Origin of the sequence: Paenibacillus amylolyticus, from assembly GCF_047302515.1 — a bacterium.
Classification (GTDB): domain Bacteria; phylum Bacillota; class Bacilli; order Paenibacillales; family Paenibacillaceae; genus Paenibacillus; species Paenibacillus amylolyticus_G.
Window position 1 is genome coordinate 1952868 of the sequence record NZ_CP168019.1, and the last position, 17115, is coordinate 1969982.

Genomic DNA, 17115 nt, shown 5'->3' on the forward strand with positions numbered 1-17115 from the left:
TTTTTGGATGAATAAAGTACTTATACTTGGGGGTACACGTTTTTTCGGTAAACGTCTTGTGGATCACTTGCTGTGGGAAGGGAAGTCTCAGATCACAGTCGCAACTCGTGGTAAAACGGATGTTGACTTCGGACCCGAAGTAAACCGAATCAAGATGGATCGTGAAGACCCGGAATCTCTGGCACAGGTTGCGCAGACAGACATGTGGGATGTTGTGTACGACAATATCTGTTATTCCCCAGATGCGGCGAAAGCGGCATGTGACGCTTTTGCAGGACGCACCAAAAGATACGTTCTGACATCCACACTTTCGGTGTACGGTGATCCCAGACCTGGATTTAAGGAAACGGATTTTGACCCGTATACATATCCATTACAGTATGGAAGTGCAGAGGATTTTTCGTATGGAGAAGGCAAACGGCTTGCGGAGGCTGTATTTTTCCAGGAAGCGGATTTCCCGGTTGTGGCGATGCGCATTCCCATTGTACTCGGGATTGATGATTATACGAGAAGACTTCATTTTCATATTGAACATGTGCAAAAAGGAAAACCGATCGGCATGCCAAATCCGAATGCGGAGATTGGATTTATCAATTCCACCGAAGCGGCAAGATTTCTCGCTTGGCTTGGACATTCGTCCAATACCGGTCCGGTGAATGCAGCTTCCAAGGGTGCGATTACGCTGTCAGCCATGATACATCTGATCGAGACGGTCACAGGCATGCAGTCACAGATCCTCACGGAAACGGTGAAAGAGGACATGTCACCCTTCGGAATTGAGCAATCATGGACGATGGAGACGACCAAAGCTGAACAAGCGGGATATACGTTCGAACCTCTGATGGACTGGTTCCCGGGACTCGTTCGTGAGGTCGCTCTTGCATTACAGTCGGAGCGGTAGAATATCGGCATGGATGGAACTGAAGGAAACGACGAGCCTGAATGAAACAGACGCACCAAACGGCTCGAACGACGGATTATTTCAGCGAATGAACTTCAAACAGGGTGCAACGAGAGCGAATCTCCGGTGCACCCTGTTTATGTTGTACATTTTTGGAATTTGAACGGGACCTAATCCAGATAAGTGGGACTAATCATTTACACGATATTATTTAGTCAATTCTTGCGCTTAACTCTATTTTTGCTCACGTGGAGTAGTGGCTGAAGCCCGTATGCGCAGTTCTGATGGTAGAATGACGGTTTGGGCTTCGGAAGGGGACTTACCCTCAATTCGGTCAATCAGCATCTGTACGCCCTGAAACCCAAAGTCATATGCTGGTTGTACAGCTACAGTTAGGAAAGGATCAAAAGCAGAAGCCAGATCCAGATCGTCAAAGCACACAACAGAAATGTCTTCTGGTACACGCAGTCCTCGTTTGCGCAAAAGCCGAATGACCCCAATTGCCAGCATGTTGTTGGCGGCAAAAATGGCTGTTGGTTGATCCGGTTGAGAGAGTAGGCGATCCAGTCCCTCTTCATCGCTGAAATCCCGGTACCCGGTTCGAAGCACAAGCTCGGGATCGATATCAGCTCCGGCCTCACGTAAACCCGCTACATAACCTTCCTCCCGCAGTCTGGCGGTAGAAACCTCCGACGAACCATTGACCAGTGCAATGCGCCGGTGCCCCAATTGCACCAGGTATCGAATCAGCTCAATCGCGCCTTCCAGGCTATCTCCAGCAATGATATCTGACGTAATGCCAGGTACGGTGCGGTCCAGAAAAACAAACGGAATGTGACGTTCCTGCAGTTGTTTTAGATGAGGAAGAGAACGATCTCCCGCCGGAGCATAGAGGACACCATCCACACGAGTAGACAGAATCGCATCCACGTAATCCTTTTCCTTATTGTAATCCTCGTCACTATTGCCGAATAAAAGACGGTACCCACGAAGATGGGCTGCATCTTCAGCACCACGGGCCAGTGTTGTATAAAAAGGGTTGGTAATATCCGTAATAAGCAGGGAGAGCATCTGGGTTCGTTGAAGCACAAGGCTGCGTGCATTGGAGTTCGGGATGTAACCCAGTTCGTCGATCACCTGTTGCACACGTTCACGTGTCGCGGAACTTATGCGGCCTGTATGATTAATGACCTTGGAGACCGTCATGGCGGAGACGTTGGCTTTTTTGGCAATATCGTAAATGGTAATCATTAGAATCTAACCTTTCCGCAACATAGTCTTACCATTCTATAGGATAATGCCAATTGACAGCAAGATAGGCTCATGCTATGTTAGGGTTACCGATAACCCTAAAGGGTTCTGAACGTCTTTACTACATAAACCATTTTGTTGAATTCGCTCATGCACGTTCCATTTTCTTGAATAGAGGAACTACATACATAGCTAATTAATGAAGTGGTTTATTGTTATTTTTTAAAACATGTAAACGCATTCAATCTCAAGCAAGGCTCTTGGTAATCTGTGTATGTAGTTCTTGCGTGCAACTCGGGTATCGGTTATATCTCCGTCATTATCTTATTCCAATCAATGCATATGGATCAGACAGAAGGTTTCTCAATTCAACCCAAATTCTATGAAACGAATTGAAGGAGGACATTCCAGTATGACACATCAGGATTATCGTTATAAGCAGGCTTTTCCCAAGATTGGTATTCGTCCCACGATTGATGGAAGACGCAAAGGTGTTCGGGAGTCACTGGAAGAGCAAACGATGCGGATGGCGACATCTGTGGCGGAACTGCTTGCAGCCGAACTGCGTTATCCTGACGGGTCCGCGGTGGAATGTGTTGTGGCCGAGACCTGTATCGGCGGAGTGGCCGAAGCGGCCGCAGCATCAGAACTATTCAGCCGTTCCAACGTGGGCGTAACGATCACCGTGACACCATGCTGGTGTTATGGTACGGAAACGATGGATATGTCACCATCCATTCCTACAGCTATTTGGGGTTTTAACGGGACTGAACGTCCGGGTGCTGTATATCTGGCGGCAGTTCTATCTGCCCATGCACAGAAGGGGATTCCGGCCTTTGGGATCTATGGAGAGGATGTACAGGACGGCGGGGATATAACAATTCCCGATGACGTGCGTGAGAAATTGCTCCGGTTCAGCCGTGCGGGTCTTGCAGCCGCAACCTTGAAAGGGCAAGCGTATCTGTCCATTGGATCGGTATCCATGGGGATTGCAGGTTCGATTGTGAACGATTCATTTTTCCAGGAGTATCTGGGCATGCGAAACGAATATGTGGATATGAGTGAACTCACTCGTCGTATTGAAGAAGAGATCTATGACCCCGAGGAGTATAAACTCGCACTGGCCTGGGTGAAGGAGAACTGTAGCGAAGGTCCAGACAACAACGCTGCCCATCTGCAAACAGATCGCAAACGCAAAGAGTACGAATGGGAAACCGTTGTGAAAATGACCCAAATCGTGCGTGACTTGATGGCTGGCAACCCAAGATTGGCAGAGCTTGGTTTTACAGAGGAATCGATGGGTCACCATGCGATTGTATCCGGCTTTCAGGGACAACGGCAGTGGACGGATCATTCTCCGAACGGAGATTTTCTGGAGTCGATATTAAACTCTTCCTTTGACTGGAACGGCAAACGTGCGCCTTATCTGGTTGCAACGGAGAATGACAGCCTGAACGGGGTATCGATGTTATTCGGTTCGCTGCTCACACATACGGCTCAGATCTTCGCTGATGTGCGTACGTATTGGAGTCCGGATTCAGTACAGCGTGTGACGGGGCACCAGTTGGAAGGAAACGCGAAGGATGGCATCCTGCATCTGATTAACTCCGGTTCCGCAGCCTTGGATGGCACTGGGCAACAGTCCAGAGAGGGTAAGCCTGTACTCAAGCCATTCTGGGAAATTACAGATGAGGAAGTTCAGGACTGCCTAAAAGCAACATCGTGGAGACCGGCATCCGTAGAGTATTTCCGCGGGGGCGGCTATTCAGCGGATTTCCTGACCAAAGGTGGCATGCCTGTAACGATGACACGTCTGAATCTGGTCAAAGGACTGGGACCAGTGTTGCAAATCGCTCAGGGTTACACAGTCGATTTGCCTGAAGATGTGCATGATACGCTGGATCAGCGGACAGACCCAACCTGGCCATCCACCTGGTTTGCACCTGTTCTAACCGGATTGGGAGCGTTTACTTCCGTATACGAGGTCATGAATCAATGGGGCGCTAACCATGGCTCCATCTCGTATGGACACATCGGTGCAGATCTGATTACGCTCGCTTCCATGCTTCGCATTCCGGTAAATATGCATAATGTACCTGAAACGGAAATTTTCCGTCCGCGTGCATGGGGATTGTTCGGCACAAGTGAGCCGGAGAGTGCAGACTACCGTGCTTGCAGTGTATTTGGCCCGTTATATCGTTAAAATAAAGTTCCATTCCTGTCAAACGCCATGTTCCTTATGAAATGAAGGTAACATGGCGTTCTCTTGAAAGCTGTGTTCAGAACTCGAATATGGCTTATCGCGTAGAGTTAAGGAGGCTTGAAAGAATGGGCAATCAAGCAACACATGTGCTTGCTGCCGATTACGGTGCCGGTAGTGGACGCGTAGTCCGGGGTTCTTTTGATGGAAGCAGACTCTCATTACAAGAAGTGCATCGATTCAACAACGAACCCGTGCAGCTGGGGGACGGATTGTATTGGGATTTCTTGCGACTTTTTCATGAATTAAAACAAGGCATTGTGAAAGGGACGCAAGGCGTCTCTCCATCGGTCCGTTCTATAGCTGTGGATACGTGGGGAGTGGACTATGGACTGGTGGATGGTGCGGGAAGGTTGTGCTCGAACCCACGTCACTATCGGGAAGCACGCAATGCACAGTGGATGGAAGAAGTTCTGCACATGGTGAAAGAAGAAGAACTGTATGCCATGTCCGGCGTTTTGCCGCAGCAGATCAATACAGTATTTCAACTGCTAGGCAGTGTACGAGAGCAGGCCGAAGTTTTGCGTCCGGATGTGCGCATGTTATTTATGCCGGATTTATTTCACTATTATCTATCTGGTCAGCAGGCTTGTGAGTATACGATTGCAAGTACCAGTGGGCTGTTGCATGCAGGCGAGGCGCGTTGGAATGAACATCTGATCGGGCGTCTCGGTATACCGGAATCATTATTTCCAAAACTCGTTCAACCGGGTACCGTGCTGGGCGATTTAACAAATGAGTTGTTCGCCGAGTTACGGACTGGACCGATGCAGGTAGTCTCTGTGGGCTCACATGATACGGCATCTGCCTTGGCAGTAATCCCTGCGATGGATTCGGATTTTGCTTTTATCAGCTGTGGCACCTGGTCTCTTATGGGGGTGGAGCGTGATACACCTGTATTGGATGACCGAAGTCGTGCATTAGGATTCACCAATGAAGGGGCGGTAAGTGGAAAAGTACGCACCCTGAAAAATCGTTCAGGCTTGTGGCTGCTACAGGAAAGCAAACGGCAATGGGAGCGGGAGAATCAACCTTTTACACATGAAGAACTGATTCAACTGGCTAGCTTGGCAGCGCCGCATCAAAGTTATGTATCGCCGGGAGATGGCGTGTATTTGGCTCCAGGGAATATGGCTGAACGAATACGGCAACAATGCAGTGCCAGCGGACAGACAGTGCCCGAAACGACTGGAGCGATTGTACGCTGCATTCTGGAAAGTCTTGCACTGGAATTCAGACAGACGCTGGATGAATTGCAGTTGATTACAGGTATAAGACCTCGTGTCATTCATATGGTTGGTGGTGGTGTACACAATCGACTATTATGCCAGTTTACAGCCAATGCAGCCGGTGTCCCGGTGGTGGCAGGCCCGGCTGAGGCGACTTCAGCCGGTAATTGCATGCTGCAATTCCTTGCGCATGGAGAAGTGAGTAGCTTGGCCGAGGTACGGGAGGTCATGGCTGCTTCCTTTTCCCCCGAGACCTATGAGCCTGAGGATACAGAGCTGTGGCAGGAAGCTTATGAAAACTACCAAAGTCTGAATCAAATCAAAAGGTAATGAACAGATTCAATGCAATGAGCATTGACGCAAAATGCTAAAAAGAAAAGTATGAGGAGTGGTGAGCAACATGTCTGAACAGCAAGTAAGGGAAGAGTTGACGAAATATGCTCGCAGAGCAGTTGCCCAAGGGTTGGTGGTAGGACCCGGTGGGAATCTGAGCGCTCGCTCTGGGGGAACGATGTTGTTGTCTCCGAGTGGTTATGCACTTGAGGATCTGGAGCCTGACGAATGGATCGCTATTGATATCGAGACAGGGGCGACTAGCGCGGGAGCAACACGCCCTTCTTCCGAAGTATTGATGCATCTGTACAGTTATCGTGTGAACCCTAATATCCAAGCCATTGTGCATACGCATCCGGCATATACAATCGCACTCAGTCTCGTTTTCGATGAATTGCCACACTTGTTTCCTGATCAGTCGGCATTGGTGGGCGATATCGGATTCGTTCCATATGTTCTACCAACGACGAAACAACTTGCCGATGCAGTCTCAGCAAAGGTAGAAGAACATACGGCACTCATTCTCGTCAATCACGGATTGGTCACAACGGGTAAAAACCTCCGCGAAGCCTATTACCGCACCCAAGTGGTGGAAGAAAGTGCGAAAGTATATATGATCGCCAAGGCAGCGGGGGAACCCAAAGTGTTAACTGCTGAAGAATATAAGGAAATTCAATCCCTTGAAAGTGAAGCCTACCGTGTGCAGTTATTGCAACAACTCAAGTCCTGATACCTTAAGGGCAGATTGCATCCTCCAGATAAACGCTGGAATAAAGGATGTGAAATGCTCTTTTTTAATTTTAATTTTGAATTGAAAAGGCGAACAGTATAGCTGAGGGAATAATTCACACTATTTTGATGAGAATTGTTGAAATTGTGATGTCTGCAAGGTATACTAACGTTAATCATCAGTGAGTAACAACTACGAAGAAGATTAAAAAACAATTAAGTATCTAAGAGGGGTGAAAACAGTGGGTCCTGAGCTAAACGAAATGGAGTTGGAATACGAACTGCTAAAGCAGCTTCGAGACGCTAACGCTCCCATCGGGGCCAGTACGTTGGTTCATACTTTGGGCAAAACGTATGGTCTGAGTCAGGCAACCATCGGAAGAAGACTTATGGAGATGGATGTTGAAGGTTTTACGGTTCTGAAAGGTCGCAAGGGAAGAACTTTGACCGAACAGGGTCTGGATCGAATGAAGACGTTGGAAAGAGATTTGCAGCAACAAAGCGTGAACTCACAGTTAATTCAGATGCTGAACCATTCCGGTGAAAAGGCTCTGCTAGATGTTCTCGTTGCCAGAAGGGCTCTTGAACGGGAGATCGCTTCCCTGGCAGCACAACGTGCCTCGAAAGAATACATAGTACTGTTGCAAGCATCTATTGCCAACCAACATGAATTGCTTTCCAAGAATATTATACCATACGAGGAGGACCGGGAGTTTCACAGATTGCTGGCTTATGCTGCGCAAAACCAAATTCTTCTGCATGCGGTTGAACTGGTGTGGGAGACAAGCCGCGATTTTCTGGAAACAGCATATATTCGCCGGAGAGTAGGAAGTGAATTAGTTGTAGATCATCAGCAGATTCTGGATGCTATTGTAGCGGGCTCTCCGGAGCAGGCTGAAGCGGCAATGGTGAATCATATCAACCAAATGATCGATGATGTCAAACGTTATTTCGCCATGCAAAACCAATAACATTCCTTAGAAACAGACCCGGTGATAAAGGAGTTGAGCTTGTGGACACAATCTACCGTTTAGGCATAGATATCGGAGGTACTTTCACGGATGCGCTGGTGATGGACCATCAGGGCAGGGTGATTGCGGCGCTGAAGACGCCATCGATTGCAGTAGCTCCGGAACAGGCGATTTTTAACGCACTTGATCAGTTGAAGGAGACTGGCGTGAATATTCATGAGATTGATCTGTTTGTGCATGGAACAACGCTTGGCGTTAACACGTTGATTGAGCGAAATGGCGCAGTTACAGGTCTGCTGGTCACTAAAGGATTCCGTGACATTCTTGAAATCCGCCGGTTGCGACTTGAGGATACAACCAATCTGTATGGTGACAAGACCGATGCACTAGTACCGAGACATCGCGTTAAGGAAATCGATGAACGGGTCATTGCGAGTGGGGGCATACTCCAGCCACTGAATGAGGAACAACTGTTGCAAGCGGTGGATGAGCTGGTGGAGGATGGCGTTACCGCTTTGGCGATCAGTTTTTTACATGCTTATGTGAATCCTGCTCATGAGCAGCTTGCAGAAGATCTGATCAGGGAACGTTATCCGCAACTGTTCATCTGCCGAAGCAGCGCCATCTGGCCACAACAGCGTGAGTTCGAACGAACACTCGCAACGGCCATGAACGCTTATGTAGGTGAACGGATGGGGTCTTACTTCCTGCGTCTGCAAGAAGGGATTCAGGCATACGGCCTCAAAGCCAACTTGCTGTCGACCATGTCCAACGGTGGAATTATGACGGCTGCCAGAGCGGCTAATGAGCCGGTACGTACGCTGCTGTCCGGGCCTGCTTCCGGTGTAATCGCCGCGACCCATATTGCTGAACGAGCGGGCATTCATCAGGTCATCACATTTGACATGGGTGGGACAAGTGTTGACGTTGCCCTCATTGACAAAGAACCGAGTTATTCTTCTGAGAACAAGGTTGGAGATTTTCCTGTCATCATTCCTGCTGTTGATGTAACGGCTATAGGAGCTGGTGGTGGTTCAATTGCCTGGCTTGATTCCGTAGGCGTACTCAAGGTGGGGCCACGCAGCGCGGGAGCCAACCCCGGTCCGGCATGTTATCAGCGCGGGGGAGAAGAGCCGACAACCACCGATGCCTATCTACAGCTCGGTATCTTGCACGCTGACCGTTTCCTTGGCGGACAAATGCGTCTGTATCCCGAACTTGCAGAGCGTGCTCTGGGCAATCTGGGACAGAAGCTTGAACTGAATGCCGAACAGACTGCGCAAGCCATTCTTGATGTGGCAACTGCCAATATGTATGCTCAGTTTTCTCCCCTCATGGCTCGCAAGGGCGTTGATCCCAGCGATTTTACGTTGCTCGCATATGGTGGAGCAGGCCCGATGCATGCTTTTCTGATGGCACGCGAGGTAGGTATCGGCAGAGTGCTGATCCCGCCATCTCCGGGAACACTGTGTGCCATGGGCTGCACAGTCGCCAATCTCCGCAATGATTTCGTTCATACATTACACAAAAGTACCCAGACTCTGGAGCCTGGTGAATTAAGCTCTCTTTTTGCTGAATTGGAAAACCAGGGACGTAGCTGGGTCGATGAGGAAGCCCGTGGTGGTGTCAAGCTGGACAATATTTATTGCCTATACAGTGCAGATATGCGATATGAGGGACAGGCCTTTGATATAGAGGTTACGCTGACATTGGAAGAAATTGAAGATCCCAAGAAGGCAGGGATTAAATTCCATGAATCTTACCAAAACGTGTTTGGCATCAGTCAGCCAGAGGCAGAGGTTATGTTTGTAAGTCTCAGAGCAACCATTGTTGGTGTGCTACCTACCCATAACACCGTAGATCCGGCAGATTTGCCATTTGATGAGAGTGCAGCGGAAGAAAGGCTCATCACCTTTGACCATGTACAGCAGACAGCCAAGGTACTGAAAAGAGGACAGATTCCATCGGTGGATGCTCCCATCCCCGGGCCCATTATTGTGGAGGAATATGATACAACGATCTTTATCCCGCCTGGATATAAGGTATACCGGGATGGCCACGGGAACGTGATTGGGGAGGTGGAAGCATGATCGGCGACAAGGTCTTTCTTGAGATTTTTAACAACCGAATTCAAGCTGCCGTAGAAGAAATGGCGAATGTTGTTCTGCGCACAGGATTCACCGCTTTTGTCAAAGAAACAGGCGATTTTGGAACATACCTCTTATCACCGTCTGGTGAAACTTTCGGATCTCCGTTGGAGACGGGTTACAATCTTTCTCTGGGCATCCCTGCTGCCGCGACCATTAACAGCATAGAAGACTGGAAAGAAGGGGATCTCGTCATATGTAATGATCCTTATTCCACTAAAGGCATGGTCACACACCTTCCAGACATTCATCTCATCAAGCCTTATTTTCACGAAGGGCGAATCATCGCTTACGGCATGTGCTTTGTTCATTCATCCGATGTGGGCGGCAAGGTACCAGGGAGCGTATCTCCCAGCGCCTACGATATTCATATGGAAGGCATTCGAATCGCACCAGTCAAACTGTATGAAGCTGGTGTTCTGAACGAGCAGATCCTGCGCATGTTTCTGGACAACAGCCGAATTCCGGAGCAAAATCTCGGTGATCTCAAAGCGCTTATGGCTGCATTGAATCGGGGAGAGCAGCGGCTTGAGGAACTCATTGCACGTTATGGTGTGGAAAAAATTCAGCAGGGCATCGAACAATTGCTGGAATATGCCGAGCTGAAGGCACGTGTTATCGTGCAGGATATCCCGGACGGTTCCTATGACTTCTGGGACTATCTGGAGAAAGGCCCAGGAGGGTACCCCATCCGCTTGCGCTGCAAAATGACGATTGCAGGCAGTGACATTCATCTGGACTTTAGCGGCACCGATCCTCAGGTCAGAGCTTCATTCAACATTCCTACCCACAACCAACAGGGCCATTACATGCTGGTGCCCGCACTCATTCGTTATTTCCGTACGCTCGATCCGACGATTCCTTGGAATTCGGGCATGATTCGTATGGTGCGAAATTACGCGCCGCCTGCTTCCGTACTTAATCCGGAGCCGATGGCAGCTGTTGGGGCACGCGCCGCGACCTTTATTCGGCTGATGGACGTTATCACGGGAGCACTGGGGAAAGCTCAGGGCAGTATGGTTCCCGCGGCAGGGGCAGGACAAGCCTGCATCGTCATGATGGCGATGACAGATGCATCCGATGGCAAGAAAAAGGTGGGCGTAATACAGCCGATCTGTGGAGGTTCGGGAGCTAGGCCGATGAAAGACGGGATTGATGGCATGGATTTTGCGGTCGGTCATCTTCGGAATATTCCTGCGGAAACGGTGGAATCCGAGATGCCTGTGTTGATCGAGCATTATGGTCTTCGTGCTGACTCGGCAGGTGCAGGTACCTTCCGCGGCGGAAGCGGAATTGACCTGTGCGTCAGAATTCTAACACCCGATACCGTGATGACGGCCAGAAATATGGAGCGTATGGAGTTCCAGCCTTGGGGCAGACTCGGTGGCGGCGTAGGTTCACATGGAGAAGCGATTCTTAATGCTGGACGTGCAAGTGAGGATCATCTGGGAAGAATTGATGAGTTGCTACTTCAACCTGGAGAAACAGTTACGTTTCTTTCACAAGGCGGAGGCGGATATGGAGATCCGTATGAGCGTGATTCTCGTCTGGTTCTGGAAGATGTAAGAAGTGGGCTTGTATCCCCGGAGAAAGCCCTTGAGTTATACGGTGTTGTGATTGACGACCTGAAGCTGAACGAGAGCGATACTGAACAAATGCGAGCCAAGCGACCACGGCAGCAGGAGGAATTCGCCTATGGCAAGGCGCGGGAGCAATTTGAAGACATATGGAGCGATGAGATGCAGGTAACGCTGAATCAGGCCTTGCTGAATGCTCCGCTTGCACTAAGAGACTACCTGAAGCGTCAGACCATGGGCGTTGTAGAGGAGAAGTATAAGGATTCCCTATCTGTAGATCCGCGGGAGATATCCGACATTATGGAAGGTTTACGCCAGCAAATAGGGTTGCATTGATCAAGTGTATGGAGACTATCTAGTTCTGTCATATCGGAAAAAACAACTACATGGATGGGGGAATTTGCATGTTCAAATTCAACAAAAAACGCTTTCTCAGCCTCGCCTCTCTGACACTGGCCGGTACATTGGTGCTTTCCGCCTGCGGTGGAGCAGGCAACTCAAGTAATACTGCCGGAGAGAGCGACTCTTCAGGAGCAAGCGGAGACAAAGTTAAGCTGACGATGTTTATCTGGGCTGGCTCCAATCAGGATGTCGTTCCCAAAGAAGTGGTTGCCGAGTATGTGAAAGAACATCCCAACGTTGAAGTCACCTTTGAAGAATCCTCCAATTCGGTAATGTACCCGAAGATGGTCGCTAGCAAGCAGGCTGATGCCAACAATCCGGTGGTTAACTTCGGTTACTTCAATGCAGATGCGACGGCAAAAGGCTTGAATGATGACATGTGGGAGCCACTGGATACCAGCATCGTGACCAATATCAAGGATATTCCGGAGTCCTTCCACAAGCCAGACAATAAAGGTGTGGTCTGGGGCGTTTCAAGCTTCGCCTTGGTGTATAACAAAGACTTGGTGAAAACGCCGCCTACCAGCTGGAACGATCTGTGGGACAACGAGGAGTTCAAAGGAAAAACTGCGCTCTGGGACTACATGTTCTATTCCTATATCTCCCCACTTATTGCTGCAAAAGGTCAAGAGATTGGCGCAACCTATGAAAATCCCGAGCCAGCCTTCCAGTTCTGGGCAGATCGCAGTGACCAGATTGGCACATTGGTTTCATCCAATGATCAGCTGAAGGCACTGCTGGAGTCAGGTGATGCTCTCATTGCCCCATTCAGTGCACAGGTTGCACAGACATGGATTGATGGCGGCTCTCCACTGGCCGTAGCATATCCGAGCGAAGGTGCCATCTCCTTCCCCTACACACTTCAGGTAGTGAAAGGCTCAACACCAGAGCAGACACGTGTTGCAAACGAAATTATTAACGAATTGTTGAGCGCAGAGGCGCTGTCACAATACGCAGAAGCAACAGGTACGCCAGTAACCAGTACGACAGCTGCAGTTCCGGACAAGTATAAGGATGATCCTTCCTTCTCCGTCGAAACGCAAAGTAACGGCATTAATCCAGACTGGGATGTGCTTGCACAGAACAGTTCTTCCTGGAAAGAACTATGGGATCGACTCGTGAAAACAAAGCTTCAATAAAAGGATTGTTGCCAGGTACACAACGATTCCGGGTTCTGTTATGAACCTGGAATGGATGGGAGGGAATCAGAGATGAGCAGCGGACAAGAGACCATATCCATTGAAACAAGGGAAGTCACGAAGACTTATGGTAAGCGAGCCGCCGTTAATCAAGTAACACTCCAAGTGAAAAAGGGAGAATTCGTTTCCTTGCTTGGTCCGAGTGGCTGTGGCAAAACAACACTGCTGCGCATGCTTGGCGGACTTGAGCAGCCGGATCAGGGCACCATTATGCTGGGAGACCGGGATGTTACCGGCATCCCGGCTTACGGACGCAATAGCAATATGATTTTTCAGCAGCTTGCGCTGTTCCCTCATATGGATGTATTCAACAACATTGCCTATGGACTAAAGGTGAAGAAGTTACCAAAAGCCGATATCCAACGGCAGGTGGGTGAAATGCTTGATCTGGTCCAACTCGGAGACTATGGAAGGCGTGCTGTATCCGAGCTGTCCGGGGGGCAGGCCCAACGAGTCGCCATTGCTCGCGCACTGATCAACAGACCCGAAGTGCTGCTGCTTGACGAACCTCTCTCTGCATTGGACATGCAGCTGCGTCTTGATATGCAGCGTGAATTGAAACGCATCCAGCGTGAGTTCGGCGGAACGTTTATCTTTGTTACGCATGACCAGAGCGAAGCCATGAACATGTCTGACCGAATTGGCGTCATGCGCGCCGGAAAGCTGTTGCAATACGCAACCCCTGATGAAATCTATGAAAGACCGGCCGATAGCTTCGTAGCCAAGTTTATTGGAGATACCAATCTCTTTGAGACGGAAGTGTTAGGACATGATGTGAGTGGAATTCGGGTAGAATGCTTTGGCAAGCCATTATGGGTGAAGGTCAGTGATGGCAATGCCGTACCGAAAGCAGGAGCACGACATTCCTTATCGATCCGCAATGAGTATATTCGACTTGGAGAAGATGCATCTCATTGCCTGAACAAGCTGGATGGACACGTGATTGAAGCGGTGTATGGCGGAGCAAATATTCGATACAGTGTGCAGATTGCTGAAGGTTTTCTGGTTCAGGCCAGTGTGCTGCATCAGCGGGGAGCCTCACGTTATAGTCCAGGTGAGCCAATACAGATTGGCTTTGATCCAGAGGACGCGCTCTTGTTATCCGAACCCATTGATGACCGTGTACAGGGGGCAAGAATATGAACCGGATCGCGGAACGGATCGTGAATCTGTATTCCTTTGGAAACCGCACATGGGTAACCCGGTTGCTGCTTCTGTTGCCTGCGCTTGCTCTGATGGGCATTGTTTATCTAGGTGGGTTGCTGATCTTTGGCAGATATAGCTTTGATATGTATGAGAATGGAAAGCTTATTCGGGGCTGGGATTTAGGAGCTTATCGTGCGTTTCTGTCCGACCCTTATTATTGGAAGCTGATTGGTACAACGTTTCGCATTGCCTTCAAGGTTACGCTATGGAGTCTTCTGCTTGCCTATCCACTGGCGTATTGCATAGCGGGTCTAAAGAAGCCTGGGATGAAGCAATTGTTGCTACTGCTCACGTTTCTTCCGCTACTGGTCAGCGCGGTTGTGCGTTCTTACGGATGGCAGCTGTTGCTGTCCAAACAGGGCTTCATGAACTGGCTGTTTATCCGGCTGGGACTTACAGAGGAAGGATTCAGCATGATCTACAACGAGACAGGTGTTGTTATCGCGCTTGTCCATATTTTCCTGCCATTTATGGTCTTTCCGATCCTGAATGTGCTGTCCCAAAGTGATGCTTCCTTAAAGGCAGCTGCTCAAGATTTGGGGGCGGGCAGCTTGCGAACGTTCCTGACCATTACCCTGCCTTTATCGGCAAGAGGTATCGCAAGCGGGGTACAGATTGTGTTCACGTTATGCCTCACCGCATTCACCACACCTCAACTGATCGGTGGGGGAAGAGTCATGACACTTCCGGTGTTTATATATCAGCGAACCTTGGACACCAACTGGCCGATGGCTGCGGTTGCCAGTCTGTTTCTGCTTGTGTCTTCCATCGTCGTCTCATTGCTTGTGAATAAAGGAGCAGAAACGTTGATGTTCCGTCGTTCCCGTAAGGGAGGTCAGGCATATGGTTAAGTCGAACAGTGGCACCAAGCTGTTACTCTACATCTTTGTGGGTGCTGTAGCGATTTATTTGCTGCTGCCACTGCTGATGATTATGTTGACATCTGTAGGCTCAGGTTCAGCCAGCAAATTCCCCCCGGAAGGTCTCACCTTGAAGTGGTATGCCAATCTGAGTGAGCAGACCCAGTTTCTCGATGCATTCAAGAACAGCCTTATTGCTTCTACAGGGGCGGTTCTGCTGGCTTTGATTGCAGGTACGCTTGCTGCGCTAGCGATCGTGCAATACCCTTTCCCGGGCTCGGGTATCTTAAGGGCATTTTTTGTATCTCCGATGGTTATGCCGAAAATTACGCTGGGTATCGCATACCTGATTTTATTCTCAAAAATGCACATTGCAGGCGGATTGTTTGCACTTATTTTGGGTGAAGCGGTCATTGTGCTGCCATTTGTGCTCACTATTGTGGGCAGTGCGTTAGCTAATCTGCACCCGGCTCATCGGGAAGCTGCCGCGGACCTTGGTGCAGGGCCGCTGCGTATCTTTTTCACAATTACGCTGCCACAGCTCCGACTATCCCTGCTTCTGTCAGGGTCAATCGCTTTTGTCTTCACTTTCGATCAGGTCGAGGCTGCACTGTTGCTGCTCCGTCAGGACAGCTACACGTTGCCAATACAGCTATTCCTGTATATGGAGAAATGGCAGGACCCAACAATTGCTGTTGTGTCTGTAGTTCTGATCGCGTTTGCGCTGGCTCTGTTTATGACGATAAAACTAGTTTTGCGCTCTGTACCAGGACTTGAGAGTTTATTTGGTCGCAGGAAAACAAAAGGAGGTCTGGATCAAAATGAATAATTCACAGCATCTATCCCATAGCTCAGGTCTGAATCGGGATCGAGCGGAAGAAGTGATGAAAGCGCAGGGGCTAAGCGCCCTGATCGCAACAACTCCAGAGAACATTCACTATGTCATCGGGTCCCAGCTGCGTGCAAGCAACTGGACCATGCAGATTTATGCGGTTTTACCTGCCGACAGATCTGCAAAGCCTTGTATCGTCATTCCGACGAATCGGTTGGGCGTTGTAGCTCAGTTCGGTATTACAGGGGTAGATATATTTGCTTACAGTGATTTCTTCGTGGAAGGTTCAATTGCAGGCAAACCTTCCACTGACGACATTGATCTCTTTTATTTTCTTCTGCAAACGACGGTTATTCATCCAGGTCCTGTTGAAGCACTCAAGGCCGCATTAAAACAGCTTGAGATCGAAGATCAGCCGATTGGAATCGATGAGATGCGGATCGCTCCCGATATTCTGGCTAGAATCAGGGAGGAGGCTCCTGACAGACCGGTAATTCCTGCATATAAGCTGTTCCGAAAAATCCGTCTGGTCAAGACACCTTTCGAAATCGAGCAACTGCGTCAGGCTGCCCAATTAAATGAACGGATTGAACAGGAACTAATTGACCTGATTGCAGCAGGCGTTCATGAGAAGCAACTTGCCGATCATTATCGTTTGGCTGTGATGCGAGCAGGTGGAACTCCGGCAATGACAGCGGTAGGGGCAGGCCCACGCAGTGCGTTACCACTCATTGAGAATTATTTTCATACGATTGAGACCGGAGATCAGATCCGTTTCGATCTTTGCCTACAGCTGGAAGGATACTGGGGAGATACGGGCCGCACGGTTGTTGCAGGGGAGCCTACCGCTTGGATGATAAAACATTTTGATGCGGTCAAAAGTGGATGGGAGACGGCACTTGAAACCGTGCGCCCTGGCGTCAAGGCGTCGGAAGTATTCCATGCGGCAGTGTCTCGTGTACAGCGTGAGGGAATCCCGCATTATCGACGTCAGCACGTCGGACATGCCATTGGTTTGGAACTGTACGATGATATGACCCTCTCTCCTGGTGACCATCGCGTACTGGAGCCCGGTATGGTGTTATGTGTTGAGGTACCATATTACGAGCTAGGTGCTGGTGGGTTCCAAATCGAGGATACAATTGTTGTAACGCCAGATGGTTATGAGTTTCTAACCCATATGGAGCGGAAATTGTTCACTAAATAACGATAGATGGA

Annotated in this window: 13 protein-coding genes; 12 read left to right on the plus strand and 1 reads right to left on the minus strand. The window is 49.4% G+C overall.

Annotated elements, in window-relative coordinates; translation table 11 throughout:
- Nucleotides 1–7: 7 nt before the first annotated feature.
- Nucleotides 8–901 carry an NAD-dependent epimerase/dehydratase family protein gene (locus ACDJ59_RS08635; RefSeq protein WP_413408392.1) on the plus strand — a complete coding sequence of 298 codons (894 nt, stop codon included), beginning with the start codon at nt 8–10 and terminating at the stop codon, nt 899–901.
- Between the two features lie 234 nt (nt 902–1135).
- Here the strand turns inward: ACDJ59_RS08635 and ACDJ59_RS08640 are convergent, their stop codons facing one another.
- On the minus strand, nt 1136–2152 hold the full coding sequence (locus tag ACDJ59_RS08640; protein ID WP_413408393.1) for a LacI family DNA-binding transcriptional regulator: 1017 nt from the start codon (nt 2150–2152) through the stop codon (nt 1136–1138).
- Between the two features lie 412 nt (nt 2153–2564).
- On the opposite strand from ACDJ59_RS08640, the gene ACDJ59_RS08645 reads away from it, so the two are divergent.
- From ACDJ59_RS08645 to ACDJ59_RS08695, 11 genes are all read left to right on the plus strand, one after another.
- A complete protein-coding gene (locus ACDJ59_RS08645) occupies nt 2565–4355 on the plus strand; it encodes an L-fucose isomerase (RefSeq protein ID WP_413408394.1) in 1791 nt (596 codons plus the stop codon).
- 125 nt (nt 4356–4480) lie between these two features.
- Complete coding sequence (locus ACDJ59_RS08650) at nt 4481–5971, plus strand: rhamnulokinase (RefSeq protein WP_413408395.1); 1491 nt, start codon at nt 4481–4483, stop codon at nt 5969–5971.
- Nucleotides 5972–6041: 70 nt separating this feature from the next.
- On the plus strand, nt 6042–6704 hold the full coding sequence (locus tag ACDJ59_RS08655) for a class II aldolase/adducin family protein (protein ID WP_413408396.1): 663 nt from the start codon (nt 6042–6044) through the stop codon (nt 6702–6704).
- Between the two features lie 232 nt (nt 6705–6936).
- Nucleotides 6937–7674: an FCD domain-containing protein gene (locus ACDJ59_RS08660; protein ID WP_413408398.1), complete on the plus strand. Its 738-nt coding sequence runs from the start codon at nt 6937–6939 to the stop codon at nt 7672–7674.
- Nucleotides 7675–7715: 41 nt separating this feature from the next.
- Entirely contained in the window at nt 7716–9764 is a 2049-nt protein-coding gene (locus ACDJ59_RS08665; protein ID WP_413408400.1) for a hydantoinase/oxoprolinase family protein, read from the plus strand.
- Nucleotides 9761–11734 (plus strand): hydantoinase B/oxoprolinase family protein, encoded by a 1974-nt coding sequence (locus ACDJ59_RS08670; RefSeq protein WP_413408402.1) that lies wholly within the window; start codon nt 9761–9763, stop codon nt 11732–11734. The genes ACDJ59_RS08665 and ACDJ59_RS08670 overlap by 4 nt, the downstream gene beginning before the upstream one ends.
- A 68-nt stretch (nt 11735–11802) precedes the next feature.
- Nucleotides 11803–12939: an ABC transporter substrate-binding protein gene (locus tag ACDJ59_RS08675; protein ID WP_413408404.1), complete on the plus strand. Its 1137-nt coding sequence runs from the start codon at nt 11803–11805 to the stop codon at nt 12937–12939.
- Nucleotides 12940–13011: 72 nt separating this feature from the next.
- Nucleotides 13012–14142, plus strand: a complete 1131-nt coding sequence (locus ACDJ59_RS08680; protein WP_413408405.1) for an ABC transporter ATP-binding protein — start codon at nt 13012–13014, stop codon at nt 14140–14142.
- Nucleotides 14139–15056 carry an ABC transporter permease gene (locus ACDJ59_RS08685; RefSeq protein ID WP_413408406.1) on the plus strand — a complete coding sequence of 306 codons (918 nt, stop codon included), beginning with the start codon at nt 14139–14141 and terminating at the stop codon, nt 15054–15056. Before ACDJ59_RS08680 ends, ACDJ59_RS08685 begins: the two co-directional genes overlap by 4 nt.
- Entirely contained in the window at nt 15049–15894 is an 846-nt protein-coding gene (locus ACDJ59_RS08690) for an ABC transporter permease (RefSeq protein ID WP_413408408.1), read from the plus strand. The genes ACDJ59_RS08685 and ACDJ59_RS08690 overlap by 8 nt, the downstream gene beginning before the upstream one ends.
- The gene (locus tag ACDJ59_RS08695; RefSeq protein ID WP_413408410.1) at nt 15887–17104 is read left to right on the plus strand and encodes a M24 family metallopeptidase; all 1218 of its coding nucleotides are present in this window, start codon (nt 15887–15889) and stop codon (nt 17102–17104) included. Before ACDJ59_RS08690 ends, ACDJ59_RS08695 begins: the two co-directional genes overlap by 8 nt.
- The last annotated feature ends 11 nt before the right edge of the window (nt 17105–17115 follow it).

Bases quoted from the DNA above. Each gene is read 5' to 3' on its own strand.
- ACDJ59_RS08640 (WP_413408393.1), bottom strand. From the start codon at position 2,152: ATGATTACCATTTACGATATTGCCAAAAAAGCCAACGTCTCCGCCATG.
- ACDJ59_RS08655 (WP_413408396.1), top strand. From the start codon at position 6,042: ATGTCTGAACAGCAAGTAAGGGAAGAGTTGACGAAATATGCTCGCAGA.
- ACDJ59_RS08680 (WP_413408405.1), top strand. From the start codon at position 13,012: ATGAGCAGCGGACAAGAGACCATATCCATTGAAACAAGGGAAGTCACG.
- ACDJ59_RS08670 (WP_413408402.1), top strand. From the start codon at position 9,761: ATGATCGGCGACAAGGTCTTTCTTGAGATTTTTAACAACCGAATTCAA.
- ACDJ59_RS08695 (WP_413408410.1), top strand. From the start codon at position 15,887: ATGAATAATTCACAGCATCTATCCCATAGCTCAGGTCTGAATCGGGAT.
- ACDJ59_RS08675 (WP_413408404.1), top strand. From the start codon at position 11,803: ATGTTCAAATTCAACAAAAAACGCTTTCTCAGCCTCGCCTCTCTGACA.
- ACDJ59_RS08645 (WP_413408394.1), top strand. From the start codon at position 2,565: ATGACACATCAGGATTATCGTTATAAGCAGGCTTTTCCCAAGATTGGT.
- ACDJ59_RS08690 (WP_413408408.1), top strand. From the start codon at position 15,049: ATGGTTAAGTCGAACAGTGGCACCAAGCTGTTACTCTACATCTTTGTG.
- ACDJ59_RS08685 (WP_413408406.1), top strand. From the start codon at position 14,139: ATGAACCGGATCGCGGAACGGATCGTGAATCTGTATTCCTTTGGAAAC.
- ACDJ59_RS08635 (WP_413408392.1), top strand. From the start codon at position 8: ATGAATAAAGTACTTATACTTGGGGGTACACGTTTTTTCGGTAAACGT.
- ACDJ59_RS08650 (WP_413408395.1), top strand. From the start codon at position 4,481: ATGGGCAATCAAGCAACACATGTGCTTGCTGCCGATTACGGTGCCGGT.